This is a genomic window from Bacteroidota bacterium, assembly GCA_016715945.1.
Classification (GTDB): Bacteria; Bacteroidota; Bacteroidia; order Bacteroidales; family F082; genus JALNZU01.
Map to the genome: position 1 here is coordinate 809,554 of JADJXJ010000001.1, position 20,893 is coordinate 830,446.

The 20,893-nt window shown below is 49.4% G+C and carries 16 protein-coding genes; 10 read left to right on the forward strand and 6 right to left on the reverse strand.

The genetic code is table 11. The features are described 5' to 3' along the window. Positions 1–17: 17 nt before the first annotated feature. Together IPM52_02995 and gyrA are read right to left on the reverse strand one after the other, a co-directional pair. Positions 18–1,163 (reverse strand): hypothetical protein, encoded by a 1,146-nt coding sequence (locus IPM52_02995; protein MBK9290587.1) that lies wholly within the window; start codon positions 1,161–1,163, stop codon positions 18–20. A gap of 57 nt (positions 1,164–1,220) precedes the next feature. Further along, on the reverse strand, positions 1,221–3,749 hold the full coding sequence (gene gyrA, locus IPM52_03000; protein MBK9290588.1) for a DNA gyrase subunit A: 2,529 nt from the start codon (positions 3,747–3,749) through the stop codon (positions 1,221–1,223). Between the two features lie 234 nt (positions 3,750–3,983). Here gyrA and IPM52_03005 point away from each other — a divergent pair, with 234 nt between their 5' ends. The 3 genes from IPM52_03005 to IPM52_03015 all read left to right on the forward strand — a co-directional run bounded on the left by IPM52_03005 (position 3,984) and on the right by IPM52_03015 (position 9,945). Continuing rightward, complete coding sequence (locus IPM52_03005) at positions 3,984–6,533, forward strand: ATP-dependent Clp protease ATP-binding subunit (GenBank protein ID MBK9290589.1); 2,550 nt, start codon at positions 3,984–3,986, stop codon at positions 6,531–6,533. A gap of 157 nt (positions 6,534–6,690) precedes the next feature. After that, positions 6,691–8,469: an acyl-CoA dehydrogenase family protein gene (locus IPM52_03010; GenBank protein MBK9290590.1), complete on the forward strand. Its 1,779-nt coding sequence runs from the start codon at positions 6,691–6,693 to the stop codon at positions 8,467–8,469. 108 nt (positions 8,470–8,577) lie between these two features. After that, positions 8,578–9,945, forward strand: coding sequence for a GIY-YIG nuclease family protein (locus tag IPM52_03015; protein MBK9290591.1), 1,368 nt, complete (start codon positions 8,578–8,580; stop codon positions 9,943–9,945). On the opposite strand, the gene IPM52_03020 is transcribed toward IPM52_03015, so the two are convergent. Further along, on the reverse strand, positions 9,927–10,679 hold the full coding sequence (locus IPM52_03020; GenBank protein ID MBK9290592.1) for a class I SAM-dependent methyltransferase: 753 nt from the start codon (positions 10,677–10,679) through the stop codon (positions 9,927–9,929). The genes IPM52_03015 and IPM52_03020 overlap by 19 nt on opposite strands. A 2-nt stretch (positions 10,680–10,681) precedes the next feature. Beyond that, positions 10,682–11,461, reverse strand: coding sequence for an SDR family oxidoreductase (locus IPM52_03025; protein MBK9290593.1), 780 nt, complete (start codon positions 11,459–11,461; stop codon positions 10,682–10,684). A 101-nt stretch (positions 11,462–11,562) separates the two neighbouring features. On the opposite strand from IPM52_03025, the gene IPM52_03030 reads away from it, so the two are divergent. The 7 genes from IPM52_03030 to IPM52_03060 all read left to right on the forward strand — a co-directional run bounded on the left by IPM52_03030 (position 11,563) and on the right by IPM52_03060 (position 18,220). Continuing rightward, the gene (locus tag IPM52_03030) at positions 11,563–12,483 is read left to right on the forward strand and encodes an EamA family transporter (protein MBK9290594.1); all 921 of its coding nucleotides are present in this window, start codon (positions 11,563–11,565) and stop codon (positions 12,481–12,483) included. Positions 12,484–12,537: 54 nt separating this feature from the next. Next, entirely contained in the window at positions 12,538–12,768 is a 231-nt protein-coding gene (locus tag IPM52_03035; GenBank protein ID MBK9290595.1) for a DUF2007 domain-containing protein, read from the forward strand. A 1-nt stretch (position 12,769) separates the two neighbouring features. Continuing rightward, positions 12,770–13,603 carry an aminotransferase class IV family protein gene (locus IPM52_03040; protein MBK9290596.1) on the forward strand — a complete coding sequence of 278 codons (834 nt, stop codon included), beginning with the start codon at positions 12,770–12,772 and terminating at the stop codon, positions 13,601–13,603. A 376-nt stretch (positions 13,604–13,979) separates the two neighbouring features. After that, entirely contained in the window at positions 13,980–14,216 is a 237-nt protein-coding gene (locus IPM52_03045; GenBank protein MBK9290597.1) for a hypothetical protein, read from the forward strand. 525 nt (positions 14,217–14,741) lie between these two features. Continuing rightward, entirely contained in the window at positions 14,742–15,596 is an 855-nt protein-coding gene (locus IPM52_03050; GenBank protein ID MBK9290598.1) for an SPOR domain-containing protein, read from the forward strand. Positions 15,597–15,640: 44 nt separating this feature from the next. Next, positions 15,641–16,927, forward strand: a complete 1,287-nt coding sequence (locus tag IPM52_03055; protein ID MBK9290599.1) for a deoxyribodipyrimidine photo-lyase — start codon at positions 15,641–15,643, stop codon at positions 16,925–16,927. 87 nt (positions 16,928–17,014) lie between these two features. Further along, the gene (locus tag IPM52_03060; protein ID MBK9290600.1) at positions 17,015–18,220 is read left to right on the forward strand and encodes a hypothetical protein; all 1,206 of its coding nucleotides are present in this window, start codon (positions 17,015–17,017) and stop codon (positions 18,218–18,220) included. A 30-nt stretch (positions 18,221–18,250) separates the two neighbouring features. On the opposite strand, the gene IPM52_03065 is transcribed toward IPM52_03060, so the two are convergent. After that, complete coding sequence (locus IPM52_03065) at positions 18,251–19,909, reverse strand: amidohydrolase (GenBank protein ID MBK9290601.1); 1,659 nt, start codon at positions 19,907–19,909, stop codon at positions 18,251–18,253. Continuing rightward, positions 19,890–20,891, reverse strand: coding sequence for an ABC transporter ATP-binding protein (locus IPM52_03070; GenBank protein ID MBK9290602.1), 1,002 nt, complete (start codon positions 20,889–20,891; stop codon positions 19,890–19,892). Before IPM52_03070 ends, IPM52_03065 begins: the two co-directional genes overlap by 20 nt. Positions 20,892–20,893 lie beyond the last annotated feature (2 nt).

A 20,893-nucleotide genomic window follows, 5' to 3' on the forward strand; every position in this document is an offset into this window, starting at 1 on the left:
TTATATGTCTGATGTCTTTACTGCTCGTTCAGTTTTTTGAGCTGATCGTCCATCTTGAAGCGGATGTAAACAGATTTCAGCACGGCGATGGTTTCTGGATTGCCTGGTTGCAGCTCATTGGCCTTTTCCAGGTGTGGCAGAGCCAGCCGGATGATTTCATCAGCCTGTTGGGTCAGCGCTTCGTATTCTTTGGTTTTGTCGAGCGGCAGGTCGTTTGCTTTCACCTGAATCTTATTTGCCTCGTTGATATAGAGCGCTCCCAGGTTGTACACAGCGTCGTAGTAATTAGGCTCAATTTCAAGCGCTTGCTTGTAGTATTTGGCAGCAAGTTCCATGTCGTACATATCGGCTTTGGTGTCGTCGCCATAAAGTGTGCCAAGCACAAAATAGATGCTGTAGTTGTTCGGATCTTGCTTGAGCAACTCTTTGAGGTCGTCCACCACTTTTGCACCCTCGCCGATCGACAGGTAAGCATTGATCTGTTCGAGCAACAAACCGGCATCATTGGGGTATTTCTGGCGACCGAGCTGAATAGTTTCAAACATCTTTTCGCTGTTTCCCAATCCACGGTATGCGGCTGCCATATTGCGATAAAGCTCGGGTTCGTCGAAGCCGATGCCCTTGAGCTGTTCGTAGTAGCCGAGTGCGGCTTCAAAATCTTCACCACGAAGCGACGAAAGTCCGGCATTGATAAGTGCCAGGGTATCAGTTTTATTGATCAGACGGGCAACCTCGTAGGCTTTGGCAAAGTCAACGGCTGCACTCTTGTAATCAGACTCGTTGAAAGCCTGAACTCCAATGCTAAAGTACTGTTGGCCAATTACATCCACACGTGGTCTGATTTCGGCCATTTGTTTGGTACGATCGGTGGGATCGAGTTCCATTGCTTTTTTGAACGATTCGAGGCTCTTCTCCAACGCCTGGGGATCGAGGTTGGCAAATTGCTCGGAAAAGACGATGTTCAGGTAGATCATTCCCCTGTAAAGCCAGGTTTTGGGATCGTTCATGGTCTTTTCGTGGTTTATTGCCCTGTCGATGGCTTCGCGTGCCTTATCGTACTGACCGTTTTTATTGAACATGAATGCACTTGTCCGCTCGGAATTCTGCGCCATTACCTGAAAGCCGAGCGCAAACGAAAAAAAGAGGATGAAAAACTTTTTCATAGTGTTAAGGTTTGGGTTATACAGTTTGATGCATGAATCGTGCCAAAGTACTGTTAACTAATTATCTGTCTGATTATCTGTATCTTCAATCAAATCGAGCTCAGCTGTTTCGGGGTTAACCTCATCAGGGTTCTCCTCTTCATCAACTGTTGCCTTTGCCACAGCGGCAATTTCATCACCGGCTTTGAGATTGATCAGGCGTACACCTTGTGTGGCACGACCCATCACACGCAAGGTATCCACACCTATTCTGATAAGGATACCCGACTTGTTGATGATCATGAGGTCATCTTTGTCGGTCACATCGAGAATTGCGATGAGTTTGCCTGTTTTTTCGGTGATATTTATGGTTTTAACGCCTTTGCCACCGCGGTTTGTTGTGCGGTATTCCTCGAGCTTCGAGCGTTTACCGTAGCCTTTTTCTGAAACTACCAGGATGTCGGCATCGGCGTTTTCGACGCATATCATACCCACTACCCTATCCGATTCATCACTCAGACTGATGCCGCGCACACCGGAGGCATTGCGGCCCATCGGACGGACGGTGCTTTCGTTGAAGCGGATTGCCCTGCCCGATTCCAGTGCCATCATCACTTCATTGTTGCCATTGGTCAGGCGCGCTTCCAGGAGTTCGTCGCCTTCGCGCACGGTGATGGCATTGATGCCGGATTGTCTTGGGCGGGAATAAGCTTCCAGGCTGGTTTTTTTGATGACGCCCTTGCGTGTGCAGAGAATAATGAAGTTGTTGTCAATATATTCCTGATCCTTAAGGTCTTTGACGTTGATATAGGCTTTCACCTTATCGTCGGGTTCAATATTGATCAGGTTCTGAATAGCTCTGCCTTTGCTGGTTTTAGTGCCTTCGGGTATTTCGAATACCCTGAGCCAGAAGCACTTGCCTTTTTCGGTGAAGAAAAGCATGTAATTGTGGTTGGTGGCCACAAAGAGATGTTCGATAAAGTCTTCTTCTCTGGCTTCCGAACCTTTGGCTCCCTTCCCTCCCCTGCTCTGCTTGCGATATTCCGCAAGGGGTGTGCGTTTGATGTATCCCAGGTGACTTATGGTAACCACCACAGATTCGTCCGCAATGATGTCTTCGATGCGGAAGTCTTCGGCAGCGTGCACAATGGTCGTCCGCCTTTCGTCGCCATATTTCGACCTGATTTCGAGCATCTCGTTGCGAATGATCTCATACTGAAGCGCTTCGCTGGCGAGGATTTCGCGATAGCGGGCGATCATGTTCATGACCTCCGTGTATTCCTCCCTGATCTTCTGGATTTCCAGACCCGTGAGGCGCTGCAGTCGCATATCGAGAATGGCTTTGGCCTGAATCTCCGACAGGTTGAAGTTTTCCATCAGGCCGTTGCGGGCAGTTTCAGGATTTGGCGAGCGCCGGATGAGTTCAATCACTGCATCCAGATTATCGAGCGCAATGATCAGACCTTCGAGGATATGTGCACGTTTTTCGGCTTCGGCAAGCTCAAACCTTGTGCGACGCACCACCACATCATGCCTGTGCTCTACAAAGTGGACAATGAGGTCTTTGAGGTTCAATGTTTTAGGTCTGCCCCCAACCAATGCCACGTTGTTCACGCTGAAGGCTGTCTGCAGCGGGGTCATCTGATAGAGCTTGTTGAGCACTACGTTCGAAACGGCGTCTTTGCGCAGTTCGTACACAATGCGCATGCCCTGCCTGTCGGATTCGTCGCGGATATCTACGATGCCGTCAATCTTTTTCTCGTTGATGAGGTCGGCGGTCTTTTTGATCATCTCCGCCTTATTCACCATGTAAGGAATAGAGGTGACCACGATCCAGTCGCGCCCGCCATGTTCTTCGATGGTGGCCTCGCCCCGCATGACGATACGTCCGCGTCCGGTTTCGAAAGCTTCGCGCACTCCCTCGTATCCGTAAATGATGCCACCTGTCGGGAAATCGGGTGCCTTGATGTATTGCATCAGCTCCGGAATTGTGATATCGCGCTTATCGATGTAGGCCACTATGCCATCAATCACTTCGGTAAGGTTGTGCGGGGGCATATTGGTGGCCATACCTACTGCAATCCCACTGGCGCCATTGACCAGCAAGTTGGGAATGAGCGAAGGTAAAACGGTGGGTTCCTGGAGGGTATCGTCGAAGTTTAGTTGAAAATCAACTGTTTCCTTATCAATATCGGCGAGCATTTCCTCGGCTATCTTGCGCAGCCGGGCTTCGGTGTAACGCATGGCCGCAGGGTTGTCGCCGTCGATAGAGCCAAAGTTACCCTGACCATCTACCAGTGGGTAGCGTAGCGACCATTCCTGTGCCATACGCACCATGGCATCATAAACTGAGGAGTCGCCATGGGGATGATATTTACCCAAAACTTCCCCGACAATTCTTGCAGACTTTTTATAGGGCCTGTTGCTCAGCACGCCAAGCTCAAGCATGCCAAAAAGCACACGGCGGTGTACAGGTTTCAGACCATCGCGCACATCGGGTAAGGCACGCGAAACGATGACCGACATCGAATAATCGATGTAGGCAGATTTCATCTGGTTCTCAATGTTTACCCTGATGATTTTTTCTCCTTCGAACACTTCTTCCATTCGGGTTACTCAGTCGTTTTAAAAGACTTGCAAAGGTAAGAATTCTTTGCGGACCCTCCGTCCGGCATTTTGGCAAGTTCTCAACAGATTATGACCTTTTTGACAGGTTCAACAACGGCATGTTGATAATTTTGTCAGGCGAACAATCCTGGACTGATTTTTGTTGGTACCTTTGAAACTGCACAGATTTGCTTGTTTTGTAAGTCTGTCGAAAATCTAATTCTTGTGACAAATATGGATGCAAAATTTTCACCACAGGTGAAAGACATACTGAGTTTCAGCCATGAAGAGGCAGTACGCCTAGGCAACAGCTACATTGGCATCGAACATCTTTTCCTTGGTATTGTGCGCGAAGGCGACAGCAAGGCGCTTCAGGTGCTCAAATACCTTGGTGTTGATATTCAGAGCTTTAAAAAGAAAATTGAGATATCAATACGGGGTGAGGATGTCCAGAATGCGCCCAACTCCAACATTCCCCTGATGAAACAGGCCGAACGGGCACTTCGGTACACCTATATCGCTGCCAAAGAACTGAAAAGCGACATCATTCATCCGGAGCACCTGCTGCTGGCCATCCTGCGCGACAAAAATAATATCGTGAGCCAGCGGCTCGATGAGCAAGGTGTTGATTATGAAGCTTTTCGTAACGAGCTTCTGCTGATGATCTCAGGAACCGAAGCGCAAAGGCAGCAGCCCAAAGCTGAATACAACGACCCCTCGGAAGAAGATGAGGATATTCGTCCGGCCGGTGGACAACAAAAACGTCAGGCCGACAGCAAATCGAAAACACCTGTGCTCGACAATTTTGGTCGCGACCTGACCAAAGCGGCCGAAGAAGGCAGGCTTGATCCGATTGTAGGACGCGAACGCGAGCTCGAACGCGTGGCTCAGGTGCTCAGCAGACGCAAAAAGAACAACCCGATTCTTATAGGTGAGCCAGGTGTTGGTAAATCGGCCATTGCCGAAGGACTGGCACTGCGCATCGTGCAACGGAAAGTGTCGCGGGCACTGTTCAACAAGCGGATTATCATGCTCGACCTTGCTTCGCTGGTTGCTGGTACCAAGTACCGCGGACAGTTTGAGGAGCGCATGAAAGCTGTGCTCAACGAGTTGGAAAAGAATCCCGACGTCATTTTGTTTATTGACGAAATACACACCATTGTTGGCGCGGGCAACGCCAGCGGCTCGCTCGACGCTTCCAATATGTTCAAACCTGCATTGGCAAGGGGCGAACTGCAATGCATCGGCGCCACCACCCTCGATGAATACAGGCAATATATCGAAAAGGACGGTGCCCTTGAGCGCAGGTTCCAGAAGATCATGGTTGATCCTACCTCACCGGAGGAAACCATCGAGATTCTCAACAACATCAAGGAAAAATATGAGGATCATCACCTTGTAAAATATACCCCGGAGGCCATTGAAGCCTGCGTGAAACTTACCAACAGGTACATTTCGGACCGTTACCTTCCTGATAAGGCCATCGACGCTCTCGACGAAGCAGGCGCACGTGTTCATATCAATAATATTAATGTGCCTGCAGAGATCATTGCTTTGGAAAACGAGATCGAGGAAACCAGGCAGAAAAAGAACAAAGCCATTCAGATTCAGAAGTTTGAAGAGGCTGCCATGTTCCGCGACAAGGAGCGCAAACTTACCGACGAGCTGGAGCGCGCCAAACGGAAATGGGAAGAGGATTCCAAGATTCACCGTGTTACCGTGACCGAAGAAAATGTGGCTGAGGTGGTTGCCATGATGACCGGAATCCCCGTTCAGCGAATTGCCCAAAACGAGAGCGACCGCCTGCTGTCAATGGAAACAGAACTCGAGGGTGCAGTCATCGGTCAGAATGAAGCCATCCGGAAAGTGGTTAAAGCTATCCGGCGCAACCGGGCTGGTCTCAAAGATCCTAACAAGCCCATTGGCACCTTTATTTTCCTAGGTCCGACCGGTGTGGGCAAAACCTATCTTGCCAAAGTGCTCGCCAAATATCTGTTCGACAGCGAGGATGCCCTGGTACGCATCGACATGAGCGAGTATATGGAAAAGTTTGCTGTGTCGCGCCTGGTGGGAGCGCCTCCCGGTTATGTGGGCTACGAAGAGGGCGGCCAGCTCACCGAGAAAGTAAGGCGCAAGCCCTACTCCATTGTGCTGCTCGACGAAATCGAAAAAGCCCATCCCGATGTGTTCCATCTCCTGCTACAGGTGCTGGACGACGGTGTGCTCACCGACAGCCTTGGCAGGCGGGTGGACTTCAAAAACACCATTGTGATCATGACCTCCAACATTGGATCGCGTCAGTTGAAGGACTTTGGTCAGGGGGTTGGATTCAGCACCACTGCCCGCAAAAGCAGCAAAACTGCTTATGCCCAGGGAGTTATCGAAACTGCCCTACGCCGGGCATTTGCACCTGAATTCCTTAACCGCATCGATGATGTGATTGTATTTGAATCGCTCGAGCGTGAAGACATTCACAAAATCATTGACATTGAGCTGAATCATCTTTACCGCCGTGTGTCGGAGATGGGTTATACACTCAAACTGACCGGGAAGGCAAAGGACTTCATCGTGGAAAAAGGTTGGGACGAGCAATTTGGTGCCCGTCCGCTCAAGCGTGCCATCCAGAAATATGTCGAAGATCCGCTGGCGGAGGAAATCATCCGAACCAAACTTGTCAGGGGCGATGTTTTGCTGCTGGATTACAATGCCGAGAAGCAGGAAATGTTTATCACTGTCGAGAAGCCCGAAGCGGTTGTGAAAGCCGAAGAAGCCGAGCTGAACTAGGGAAACATTTTATTGAGCGCCAAATACTTGTAACAGGCTTGCCCATTCAGGCGAGCCTGTTCTTCTTTAGAGAAAATCTAAATTGCCTGAGTTTTAGGCAAATGTGAAAATGATTGCTCATTTTGGCTATGTTTGCCCACTAACAATACCAAAACACATGAGCGAGATTCCAAAACTTAGAGGCGGCGAATTTCTGATTCGCAAAGTTGATTTTGAAGATATTTTCATCCCTGAAGAGTTTGATGAGCAAACGCAGATGATTGCCCAGACCTGCCAGGATTTTTTGGAAACGGAGATTTTTCCGAACCTCGACAGGATTGATAGTCAGGAAGAAGGCCTGATGGCTTCGTTGCTCAAGAAAGCCGGTGAACTGGGTTTGCTTGGTTTGGCCGTGCCGGAAGAATATGGTGGTTTTGAGCAGCCTTTTCTCACCGTGATGCGGGCCAACGAGGTGCTTGGCGCTGCGCACTCCTATTCGGTGGCCATTATGGCGCATACCGGAATTGGTACTTTACCCATCCTATACTACGGCAACGATGAGCAACGCGCAAAATATATCCCAGCCCTTGCTGCGGGCGATCTGATGGCAGCATACTGCCTTACGGAGCCGGGAGCAGGTTCGGATGCCAATTCTGGACGCACAAAGGCAGTGCCTTCAGCCGACGGCAGCCATTACATCCTCAACGGACAAAAGATGTGGATCACCAATGGTGGTTTTGCGGATGTGCAGACTGTTTTTGCCAAAGTGGAGAACGACCGCGTGCTGAGTGCTTTCATCGTGGAGCGCAAATGGGATGGCGTCAGCATGAATCCCGAAGAAAAAAAGATGGGTATCAAAGGCTCGTCCACCCGCCAGATCTTTTATAACGACGTGAAGGTGCCTGCCGAAAATATGCTCGGCAAACGCGGTGAAGGATTCCGCATTGCACTGAATATCCTTCATCTTGGCAGGATCAAGCTGGGCGCAACAGTGGTTGGCGGAGCCAAACGTGCCATCTTGCACTCGGTGAATTATGCCAACGAACGCAAACAATTCGGAAAAGCAATAGCCGAGTTTGGTGCCATCAAGCACAAGCTGGCACAACAGGTTGTCCGCACATTTGCCACCGAATCAGCCATTTATCGTGCCAGCAAGGACATTCAGGATAACATCGCCAAAATGAAAGCCGAGGGCAAACCCTACGGTCTGGCCAATATAGAAGGCGTGGCCGACTACGCCATCGAATGTGCGTTGTTGAAAGTCTTCGGATCGGAAGCCCTTGATTATGTGGTTGATGAGGCCGTTCAGATTTATGGTGGGATGGGCTTCTCGTCGGAAACACCGGTGGACAGGGCCTACCGCGACTCGCGCATCAACAGGATTTTCGAAGGCACCAACGAAATCAACCGTTTGCTGGCCGTAGATACACTGCTTAAGAAAGGCATGAAAAACGAATTCAACCTGTTCGAGCATGCCCGCAAGGCCTGCGAAACAAGAAACCAGGCTGAAAGTTTTGAAGGCAAGGGTTATTTTGAAGCCAAAGAAGCCGTGGTCGAAAACCTGAAAAAAGCCACGCTGATGATGATCCCCGGAATCTCCGAGGCGTTCGGCCGCAAGCTTGCCGACGAAGAGGAAATCCTGATGAACTTGTCGGACATGCTGATGCAGATATACGGTCTTGAGTCCACCCTGCTCAGGGTGAAGAAACTCGAGCACCTCAAAGGCGAAGAATATGCCGCAGTTTACAGGGATATTCTGGACGTGTTGACACACGAAGTTGCTTCGATCGTACAGAAATCAGGAAAAGATGCCCTGGTTGCTTTCCTGCCTGCTGAATCTGTTGATGATTATATGCTGGCCCTCAACAATCTTTGCCGCACCCCCTACGCCAATGTTAAGGACAGCCGCAGGCGAATAGCCGACAGGCTCATCGAGGAAAACCGGTATTGCTTCTGAGGGGCTGTATCGAAACAACTTTAAACCGCCGTCAAAATGGCGGTTTTTTTGTTTTTCAACGTATAATGCGCCGTGCGGCAAATTATGAACTTTGCGGCGAATTGTAGTATGCAGGAAAAATTTGCCATAGTTGACATCGAAACCAACGGACTGAGCGCTGGCCAGGGACGCATCACCGAGATTGCTATCCTTGTTTATGATGGCATAGAGGTGGTTGATGAATTTACGAGCCTGGTTAACCCTGAGGCCCCCATACCCTATTTCATCACCAGGCTCACCGGAATCAACAACCAAATGGTTGCCGGTGCACCAAAGTTTTATGAAATAGCCCGTCGCGTGGTCGAACTTACCGAGGGTTGCACTATCGTAGGGCACAATGTCAAATTCGACTACGGTTTTTTGAGGGCAGAGTTCAGAAGTCTTGGATACGATTACCATCGAAAGACCCTCGATACCGTGGCGCTCACGCGCAAGCTGATGCCGGGAATGCCCGGATACAGCCTTGGGAAGTTATGCAACGCATTGCAGATCAACAACTCAGGACGACACAGGGCATGGGGGGATGCTGCTGCCACACTGGAGCTTTTTAAAAAATTGCTTACTATTGATCCGCAACTGCTTACACCGGGCGAATATCGCAACAGTCAGGGTAAAAATCTGAACATCAATACCTTGCCCGAGCGCACTGGTGTATATCAGTTTTATGATGCATCAGGTAAACTGATTTACGTGGGAAAATCGGTGAATATACGCTCCAGGGTGATGCAGCACCTGAGCAATACCGGTACCCGCAAAGCAATAGAAATGAAAAACAGTATCGATTCGGTGAGTTGCGAACTTACTGGAAGTGAACTGATTGCATTGCTGCTCGAATCGGACCTGATCAAAAAGCATCAGCCACTATACAACCGCCGGCAGCGAAGGGCGCTATTCAATTATGGATTGTATCATTATACCGACGATCAGGGTTACATTTGTCTGAAGGCCTCCAAAACCATCAACGGGCTGGTACCCGATTACAGTTATGCCTCGCTCCAGGAAGCCAACGGGCATCTTTTCCAGCTGACCGAGCGCTATCAGCTCTGTCAAAAACTCAATGGACTGTACACCAGCCGGGGAAGCTGCTTTCATTACCATATCGGCCAGTGCTTTGGCGCCTGCATCGGCAAGGAGGAGGCGGAAAGTTACAATGCAAGGGTGATGCAGGCCCTCGAAAGGTTTCACCCTGACCATCACAGCTTTTTCCTTATTCTCCCGGGGCGTTCGGAAGAGGAACTTGGTTTGGTTCGCATGGCTAACGGTGTGTACATGGGATTTGGTTTCATTCCTTCGGATGCATACAGCGAATCGCCCGAGGTGCTGGATGACTATATTAAAAGGTATCCCGACAACCGGGATGTTCGCCAGATCATCCTTTCGTACCTTCGAAACTCGAATAATTACAAGATCTTACCGGTTCAGGAGGCTGGCCTGTAGTTCGTCTTGTTTTTGATGATCACCAGGCTACAATCGCGGTCGGGGATGGCAACAGCTTCTTCAGGAATGGTGGACAGGAATTCGTCCACAGCCTGCATCAGTCCGGGCCATTTCGGATTGTAGTCGTGCACGATGATTACCCCTCCGGGAAGCAATCTGGGATAAAAAAACTTCAGCGCCAGGGCAGTGGGCGCAGCCAGATCGGCATCCAGATTGACAAGTGCAAACGACACGTTTTCAATAAGATGGAGGGTATCCTTCAGGTTGCCCTCGAGAATATGAACTTTTGGGCTGTGCTTCAGCCGTTCGCGTACGAGCGAGGTGTTGGTATCGGCAAAGCTGGCCGGGGTGTAGGTTGCTGCTTCGCCCTCCTCCCCTTCCAGGTCGGCGGCATCAAAACCTCTGAAGGTGTCGAGCAGATACAAATCACGTTCGGGGTCGAGTGCATGCAATATTCTGGCACTGTCGCCACGGTACACGCCCACTTCGGCAAAAGCCCCTGAGGGAACCACATTTTTTAGCCGGCTCACCTGCAGCCAGAACAGGATGAACCGTTCTTTGTCGGGATATGTTCTGAAGAGTCTCCTGACCTCCCTGCTTATGGCTCCTGTTTTATTGGCCCAAACCCAGGCCTGATGCCTTTTTTCAATTGCATGAAAACTTCCGGCCAGGTAATAAATAGCAAAAACTACCAGAGCTGCGAGTAAGATATAATACAGTGTACTGATTATCATGTCTATCCGAAAATACCCTTTACTATTCCGCCATCGTGACTGATGGTCTGACCGGTGAGGTAGTGTGCCAGAGGCGACAACAGCCAAACGGCCAGGGAGGCCAGGGAGGCAGGTCCGGCCATGGCACCCACGGGGATTTGTTTTTCGAACTGCTGACGAGCTTCCTGCACACTGATGCCCAGCATATCCGATTTCTTTTGGTAAAGCCTTTGCATGGCCGGGGTATCATGGTAGCCCGGTGCAAGCACGTTGACGGTAATGCCATGCGCAGCAATCTCCTGAGCAAGTGTTTTGGCGTATCCCACAACTGCCGGACGCAATGCATTGCTTAGCACCAGGTTATCCACAGGTTGCTTCACCGAAACGCTTTCCACAAACAAAATCCTGCCATAGTGCCGACGCATCATCAGTTTCGCCATTTCGCGGCTCAGGTAAATCTTCCATCTCAAAACGAGCTGGTAAGCCTGATCCCATTGTTCGTCAGCAACTTCCAGAGCACCTCCGGCAGGTGGTCCGCCAGCATTAACCAGCACCCCGTGCACCGGTCGGCAATTGGCCCAATTCAGCATTTTTTCGAGGGTTTCATGCTGGGTCACATCGCCTGGCAAGATCTCCAGCCTGTTGCTGTCCGACTGCTTTTTGAAAGCTTCAAGCACATGAGCGCTGCGGGCGACAGCCATTACATTGGCTCCTTCGGCCAGCAAAGCCTCAGCCACTGCCCTGCCGAATCCTGATCCTGCGCCAGTTACCAGAAAGTTCTGTCCTGTCAGTTTTAGATCCATGGTTCTGAGATGTTTTTGCCAAAGGTAATGAACGAACAGCATATGTTGGAGGAAAGGCCGGGAACAGTCAATTTGCTACCTTTGCGCTTCAATTTTGAAGAATGGAAAGATCAGCCAGAAGGGAGATTTTTCGCGGGTCGCTGGCGGTAGGCCTGGCAGCTGTGCTCTGGGGCTTCGATGGGGTAGTGCTCACCCCGCAGCTTTACCGGCTCGATGTGATTTATGTGGTTTTCATCCTGCATCTGGTACCCTTCCTGATGATGCACCCGTTTTTCTGGAGGTCGTACAAAAGCCTGGCGAAGATGTCGCCCACCGACTGGCTGACTTTCAGCCTGATCGGGCTTTTTGGCGGAGCCATAGGCACCATAGCTATTGTAAAGGCGCTCTTTTTACTGAATTTCAATCAGTTATCGGTCGTTGTGCTGTTGCAGAAACTTCAACCGGTTTTTGCCATTGCGCTGGCTGCCCTGTTGCTCAAAGAGCGCATCAGCAGGCGCTATGCTTTCTGGTCGGCTGTGGCCATTGTTTCGGGTTACTTTCTCACTTTTGGATGGAATCTGCCTGATCTTCAAACTGGAAGCAACACCATCCATGCCGCGCTGCTCGCCTTGCTGGCAGCATTTTCGTTCGGCAGCTCCACAGTTTTTTCGAAAAAAGTCCTCTTCAAATACCCTTTTACCACTTCCACATTCTTCAGATATGGGTTTACCAGCGCCATCATGTTGATAATCATGATGTTTTTTGGCGATTTCGGACAATCTGCCCTGACAACAGGACGCGACTGGCTGTTTATTCTGATTATCGGGCTGACCACCGGTTCCGGGGCTATCTTTTTGTATTACTATGGTTTGCGTCGCATCAAAGCCATGACGGCTACCATCAGCGAACTATTGTTCCCCGTTTCGGCTGTGGTGTTCGACTATTTGATCAACGATTCGGTGCTCAATCCCCTGCAGTGGATCTCTGCTGCCCTGATGGTTTTTGCCATCATCCGACTGAATACGGAGTTTCGGGAAAACTAAGTTTGCTTTCACGGTGCAAAAGTGTTAAATTAGCCAAACTAAATTTCATTGCTTATGTCGGAAGATTTGGTCAGAGTTTACACCGGATCCATTGTGGAGGCCACTTACCTCAAAGAGATGCTGCTCGAAAATGGTATTGGCTGCATCCTGCGCGATACGCTCAACGAAAGTCTGATGGCCGGCTGGGGTAATGGCTCGCCTGAGAATTCAGTGATCCTGCTGGTAGAGTCGAGCCTGGCTGAAGAGGCTGAAAGGCTTGTCAGTCAGTATTTTGATTACACCTGAAATGGAGCAGTGCCTGCACCAGTGGTTCGTTGCAGATGGTCAGCTTCGCAATAGTTGCGATTTTCACGATGGTCTGATACCGGCCCATAACGCTGTTTATGAGGTAATTCGGATCATTCATGGCAAGCCATTGTTTCTCAAGGCACACCTCGAAAGGCTGTATGAGAGCCTGCAGCTTACGGCGATGAACCATTTTCCCAAACCTGAATCCGTCCGGCTCAGCATCAAAACCCTGATTCAGGCCAATGGCGTGCATACAGGCAACCTTAAGCTGTTGGTCGGCAAGGGTAGCACAAATTCCTCCGCTCAAATCTTTGCATGGTTGATACCATATTTTTATCCCTCAGAAGACATGTATCTGAACGGGGTAAATGTTTCCTTGTTCACCTACCAAAGGAAACAACCGAATGCAAAATTGGTGAACCCTGAACTGAAAAGCGCTGCATCCGGCCTGATGGAACAACAGGAGGCCTATGAGCTTTTGCTTCATCACAACGGGCTGATTACCGAAGGAAGCAGATCAAATGTGTTTTTTATTATCGGTAATACGATCCGAACGGCTCCGGACAACCTGGTGCTGAAAGGAATTACCAGGGATAAAGTATTGGAGATCATTAAAATAAATAAGATACCACTCGAGTTGGAGGCTGTCGGGCTCAATGAGCTGGAACGGGTAGAAGCGGCTTTTCTTTGCGGCACTTCACCCCGTGTGCTGCCCATCCGAAGCATTGACCATCAATACTATTTTGATGTACAAAATCAAACCATAAAGGACATCCGGTTGACCTATGACCAAATGATCGCGGACGATATTGATTCTTTTGTCTGGGAATGAGGGTATTATTACTTCGGCGTTTAATTATCGCAATTAACTAGCATGGGGTTTAGCTTACTTTTTCATGTTCAATAAACTTTTGTCCTTCGTTTTGTCGTGATATGGTTTTTACAGGCATGGCCTGACACAGCCTTCAGGTTTAAATTAGTCTGCGTGGTTCTGGTTTGTGCATTGTGTTGGTCTTCAAATCATTACTCACGTATTGGTCAGGATTGAGTCAGGACGATTTTGGTTGGTAATAGCTATAGCACTAAAGGGTTTTGGAAATAACATGAATGAGTTCCTCGCTTGCGGCGGATTAGATACCTGGATAGAACTACGCTGATAGTGATCACGGTAAAATGAAGGAGATTTCTCCCTTCAGAACTCGCTGATAATGATCACGGTAAATGAAGGAGATTTCTCCCTTCAGAACTCGCTAATAATGATCACGGTAAATGAAGGAGATTTCTCCCTTCAGAACTCGCTGATAATGATCACGGTAAATGAAGGAGATTTCTCCCTTCAGAACTCGCTAATAATGATCACGGTAAATGAAGGAGATTTCTCCCTCGAGTTTTTCGCTGCGCTCAAAACTCTCAGTCGAAATGACAGGCGCCTGAAACAGGAATAGGGTAAGTGGGCGGTGCGCCTGCGGCGCACCGCCCACTTACCCCCCCTTATCCGTTTGCAGCCTGTCAATTCGACGAGTCATTTCCCGCCAGGGAAAGGACGAGGAGAAATCTCCTTCTTGTTAATATGAATTAGACTGCGAAAAGTAACGGGAGCGAGACCCTGTTCCGCCCTGGGGAAAATCTCCTGTTAGTTTAATCTAACTTCTTTCTGATTTCATGAAGAGGCATTACGCCTTGTTTCCTGCCCTTGGTTTTAGGGTTTATTGCCTTTGTCCATTCTTACGTGGATAATTTCTACCAAAGTTGAACTGTCCGTCTGCTGCAACTAATTATTTCGACAAACTCAGCATGTTTCTTAACGCCTTGTATCATGCGTATGACCGTACGGTTTATTTCCATAGGTGCTGAATCGGGAAGTTATACAAAATCTATGCGTTTCAGGCGACAAAGACGCATTGGTATTTATGTATTTAGTCGCCATGGCAATTAATTTCCGCTATAATTAATTTTCATATTTTTGGCCTATGCGCCTTCGACTCCATTTGCAGAAGTTGTTGATTTTGCTCCTCTTTGTGCGGTTACATCCGGCCAATCTTTCCGCTCAGGAAGTATGCCTGAGTGATGATGAAAACCGGCTTGCCACATTGATCAATCAGTTGAGGCAACAGCACCGGCTGCCTGAGATTGCCCTGTCGGCAAGCCTTACTTTTGTGGCCAAAACCCACGTCAACGATCTTCAGCTGAACCGGCCCGATACAAGCATCTGTTCAACAGCGAGTTGGTCGAATAAGGGCCAATGGACGCCCTGTTGCTTCACCGCCCTGGCTCCCCGGTTCGAATGCATGTGGAACAAACCCAGGGAACTGACAAACTATACATTCCGGGGTTATGAGATCAGCCACTTTGAAGAGGGAATAATTCATGTGGACAGTCTGTTTTCGATCTGGATGCGCACCCCGGCCGTGGTGGATATGTTGTTGGGGCGCAATGCCCACAGCGACAAACGCTGGGCAGTGATGGGGATAGCCATCGGAGAAAATTACGCCTCCCTCTGGCTGGGACAGCGACCCGATGCGGCAGGAAAGCCGGCCCTGTGCAGGAACATAAATCCGGCAAATGAACCATCGGCTGATAAACAGATGGATGTAAACACAAAACCAGGTAAATACCACCTCATTTTTGCCAGTTTTTCCAACCGTGCCGATGCCAACGAAGCTGTCAGGCGTTTTCGCAACAGCGGTTTCCCCAATGCTGCCGTCATCGCAAAGGACGGGCGGTTTCGGGTGTCGATCAATACATACAAATTTCTGAAAGAAGCCATGGAAGCCCGGGAAAAACTGTTGGCCGAATATCCGGACATCTGGGTAATGAAAGAATAGCCGGCAAACCTTTGGCGCTCCGACTTGTTTATCAGAAAAAACCTATGATCAACATCTTCTGGTTTCGCCGCGATCTCCGGCTCGACGATAATCATGGACTTTACAGGGCTTTGAGCTCCGGACTACCCGTTCAGTTGCTGTTCATTTTCGACAAAGCCATACTCCAAAAGCTTGAAAGCAAACAAGATGCAAGGGTCACTTTTATTCACGATCAACTCGCAAGGCTCAATCAGGAACTCAAACCATTCGATACCAGCATCTTAGTGGAGTATGGAAGACCTGTAGAAGTGTTTGATAAAATTCTTGATCAAAAACAGGTTCACACGGTATTCACAAACGAAGACTATGAACCCTATGCCATCGAAAGGGACATGGCAATTGCTATGTTGCTGAATTCAAGAGGAGTAGCGTTCCAAAGATTCAAGGATCAGGTGATTTTCGCACCCGGGGAGGTGCTCAAGGACGATGGCCGGCCCTATACTGTGTTTACGCCGTTTTCAAAAAAATGGAAGATGCTGCTCAGGCCAGAGCATTACGCTGAGTTTCCGTCAAGGGAACTCCTAACCAAATGTTTCAAAAACAACCAATCCCTGCCCGGACTACAAGACTTTGATTTTCAGCGCTCAGCCATCAAGATCCCAGAAGCCCGGCTGGAGGCAGACCTAATACAAAACTACGCACAAACGCGGAATTTTCCTGGGATTGCAGGCACAAGCATGGCTGGCGTGCACCTCCGGTTTGGAACTATAAGCGTCAGAAAAGCCGTGCGGCTTACTGTCGGGCACAGTGAAACCTGGCTTAACGAGCTCATCTGGCGCGAATTTTTCATGCACATCCTGTACCATTTTCCGCACAGCGCCACCGAAAATTTCAATCCACGCTATAACCGGCTGCAATGGCGCAACGACGAAGAAGCCTTCCGGCGCTGGTGCGAAGGCAGGACAGGTTTTGCCATGGTAGATGCCGGCATGAGGGAACTCAATGCCACGGGATATATGCACAACCGCGTCCGGATGGTAACGGCAAGTTTTCTCACCAAGCACCTGCTAACCGACTGGCGTTGGGGCGAAGCCTATTTTGCTTCGAAACTGCTCGACTTCGAACTGGCTTCGAATGTCGGCAACTGGCAATGGGCAGCCGGAACTGGTTGTGATGCAGCGCCTTACTTCAGGGTATTTAATCCCGCAGAACAAGTGAAAAAATTCGACCCCGACCTGAAGTACATCCGTAAATGGGTGCCTGAATACAGCGAAATCACTTACCGGCCCATGCTCGACCATGCGCAGGCCCGACTGCGTGCCATCGAAACTTACAAATCCGCATTGAGCTAAAAACCGTGCTCGTTGACAGCGTCAGCGTAAACTGATTTTTTGGACTTTGCACTATGGGCCATATCTTTGTGCAAAATCCGTTAATCCATGGCAAATTATACTCTTGCTGAAGTCAACAACGAAAGCCTTGAAAATGCATGGCTTGCTTTGCCTGCGCGCATGTATCGCAATGATAAAAACTACGTCAGGCCACTTGATCAGGATGTGAAGAAACTTTTCGACCCTTCAGCCAACAAAAAGTTGCGCAAGGGGGAAGCTGTCCGCTGGCTTCTGGCTGATGGACATGGCAATTACGTGGGCAGGATAGCTGCCTTCATCGACCCCCATACGGCTAAAAACAATGAACAACCCACGGGTGGTTGTGGATTTTTTGATTGCCCGAACGACTTCGAAGCTGCAAGAATCCTCTTTGATGCCGCCAAAACCTGGCTCGAACAAAGAGGAATGGAAGCCATGGACGGCCCGATAAATTTCGGCGACCGCGACAATTTCTGGGGGGTGCTGGTGGATGGTTTTACTGAGCCGGTGTTCAACATGCCCTATAACTACCCGTATTACAAGGACTTATTCGAGAAATACGGTTTCCAGAACTACTTCAATCAGTACACCTATCGCAGAATGATTTATGATGGCGGCCTGAGCGAGAAGGTTTTTGAAAAGGCTGCCAGAATCCAGAAAAATCCGGATTACCACTTCGAAATGGTAAGCTGGAAAAAAATGGAGAAATACGCTGAGGATTTCATGACCATCTATAACAAGGCCTGGGGGGTAATTCCTGGTGTGAAGATGATTACCCGGGAGCATGCCATGGCCCTGCTGAAGCAGATGAAACCCATTCTCGACCCCAGGCTTGCACACTTTGGTTATTATAAAGGTGAGCCCATCGCCTTTTTCATCATGATGCAGGACCTTAATCAGGTGATTTACGATTTCAACGGTAAGATCAACTGGATCAATAAGTTAAAGTTGCTTTACCGACTAAAGGTTAGCAAAAGCTGCACCCGAATTATCGGAAGAATCTTTGGCATTGTTCCTGAACATCAGGGTAAAGGGGTGGATGGAGCCATAGTATTGCATTTCAGGGAGATAGCAATTCAGAAGAACTTTAAGTACAAAGAATTGCAGTTGAACTGGATTGGTGATTTCAATCCGCCAATGATGAAAATAGCCGAAGGAATCGGAGGGCAGATATACAAAACCCACGTTACCTACCGCTACCTGTTCGATCGCAACAAACCTTTCAAAAGGGCTGAGCGTCAGGAGTCGGCAAGAACAAAAGGACTTAAGGAGTGAGCACTAAAAACGGCTCACACTCCACGTAAATCACTCATCAGCAAACATTTGCAGGCCTGAGCTAAACACATAACGGGCTCTGGCGTTGGCCACATCAGCCGGTGATGCGGTCATCAGATCGGTGTTGAGCACCACAAAATCAGCCAGTTTTCCAGGTTCGATGCTCCCTTTGATTTGCTCTTCGAATCCTCCACGCGCAGCCCAGATAGTCATGGAACGTAATGCCTCCTCCCGGCTGAGCGCCTGCTCCGGCAGGAAACCATCGTCGGGCCAGCCATTCAAATCTTTTCTGAACACAGCTGCATAAAATGTGTATATGGGGTTGACGTGCTCGATCGGAAAATCGGTGCCATTGATGAGCCAGCCATTCTGCCCAAGAAGTCTTTTCGAAGCGTATGCATTCTTAATCCTCTCATCCCCAATACGTTCCACAGCCCAATACATATCAGAGGTGGCGTGTGTACTTTGTATGCTCGGGATGATATTGAATTGCGAGAAACGATCAAAATCATCGGGATGCACAATCTGGGCATGTTCTACCCGCCAGCGCCTGTCGTTGGCGGTTTTGAGATAACTGCCATAAAGGTCGAGCACGTAGCGGACTGCCGCATCTCCAATGGCATGGGTATTAACCTGAAATCCAGCATCGTATGCCCTTTTCAGCACCTTATTAAAAAATTCATCTTCATGCATCTTCAGTCCGGTGGTGCCCGGGCTGTCGGAATAAGGCTCAAGCAACCAGGCGCCGCGCGATCCCAGGGCTCCGTCGGCAAACAGCTTCACTGCGGTGATGCTGAGCATCTCGCCCACCTGCGGACCAGCCGGAAGATAGCGATCGAGTGTAGCTTCGTCGGGGTTGAGCATCGCATTGATGCGCATTTTAAGTTTTCCTTCTTCCTGCATCTGCCGGATGAGTTCGATGGTTTCGGCAGACAATCCGGCATCGTGCACACTGGTCAGTCCCAGCGCAAAACACTTTTCCTGTGCTTCGAGCAGGGCCTGCATTTTTTCTTCAGTTGTGAGCGGAGGTATCATTGACCTGACGCGTTCGTAGGCCTTGTCGATCAAAACCCCTGTTGGTTTACCTCTGGAATCAAGCAAAATTTCTCCTCCTTCAATCCGGCTTCGGCTGTCGATGCCTGCCTCAGCTAAAGCGGCTTGGCTTACCAGACCTGCATGGCCATCAATTCGGATAAGCAGGATTTTCTTCCCGGGGAAGTGAGCCTCAAGCAATTCGTTATCAGGAAACATCTTTCCCGGAAACAGGTTCTGATCCCATCCCCTGCCCAGCAACCATTCCGACTGGTGCTTTCCGGAATGTGCTTTCAGGCGTTCCACCACCTCTTCCATCGAACGGCTTCCGGCCAGATCGGCATAACGTACCAGGTTTTCGCCATAACCGTAAAAATGGCAATGCCCGTCGATGAAACCCGGATAAACCGGCAAACCGGAAACATCCAGGATGTGATCGGATTCAAAGCGGCTAAGGATGTCTTCGTTGGATCCAACCGCGGCAAACTTTCCGTTTACGACCGCAAAAGCCTCTGCCGTCCGGAATGATTCGTCAACTGTATAAACTTTTCCGTTCACCAGTATCAGATCGGCATGTTGCTTTTTGTTCTGACATGACATTAGAACGATAGTGGTCAAAGTCATGGCCGCCAGGAGTTTAGAGATTTTGTATTCCATATATCAAAGCTTCGAAGTTTTCAAAATTATGGGTTTTGCCTTTAAAGGTAATCTGGACAATACCTGCCTGCTGCCTGACCACAAGGTCGGCCTGCGGAAGAGCTGAGGGAATAAAGCCTTTTCGTTGTAAAGCACTACTAACTAATGTTTTATCAACTGTGTCATTCTCAAAAAAATAGGTGCCTCTGATGGCATCATGCACCACAAAATGTCCGGAGAGGGTATCGAAGCGGAGGCGCTGGTTACCAAAAGCACTGGCAAAGGCATTCTGTCTCAGCAGGATTTCGGGTGCCCCCTGCCCTACCTGCACTCCGTTGCCCAACAGCCAGACATGGTCGGCTGTCCGGATAATCAAATCGAGATCGTGCGAAGAGAAAAGCACAGTCTTTTGCTGTTCTGTTGTAAGCCGTTTGAGCAGGTGCATCAGCTCAATTTTGCTGGGGAAATCGAGAAAGGCTGCAGGTTCGTCGAGTACGATGATGGGGGTATCCTGAGCTAATGCCTTGGCAATCATTACCTTCTGTCGCTCACCATCGCTGATGCTGTTCAGAAAATTGTCCTTCAGATGGCTGATGGAGGTATATTCCAGACTTTTCTCAATCGCCAGATGATCGGCTTGGCTCAATCTTCCCCAGAACCCGGTGTAGGGTGCACGACCCGAAGCAACCGTCTCATAAACAGTAAGATACTGTTCTTCAGGCCGGTCGGTTAACACAAGGCTGATCAGTTGCGAGAGTGCTGATGGCTTAAGTTGCGTTATTTCTTTTCCAAACAACAAGATGTTGCCTGCCAAAGGTTTGAGCAATCCGGAAATGGTTTTCAGCAAGGTACTTTTGCCGGCGCCATTGAGTCCGGCAATGGCAGTAAGCTGTCCCTTTTCAAAAGCAGTATCAATGCCATGAAGCACCAGTTTGTGTTGCTTAGCGGCCTGGTAGCCCACGCTGAGGTTGCGGCATTCGATCGCTTTTGAGGAGAGCTGCATAC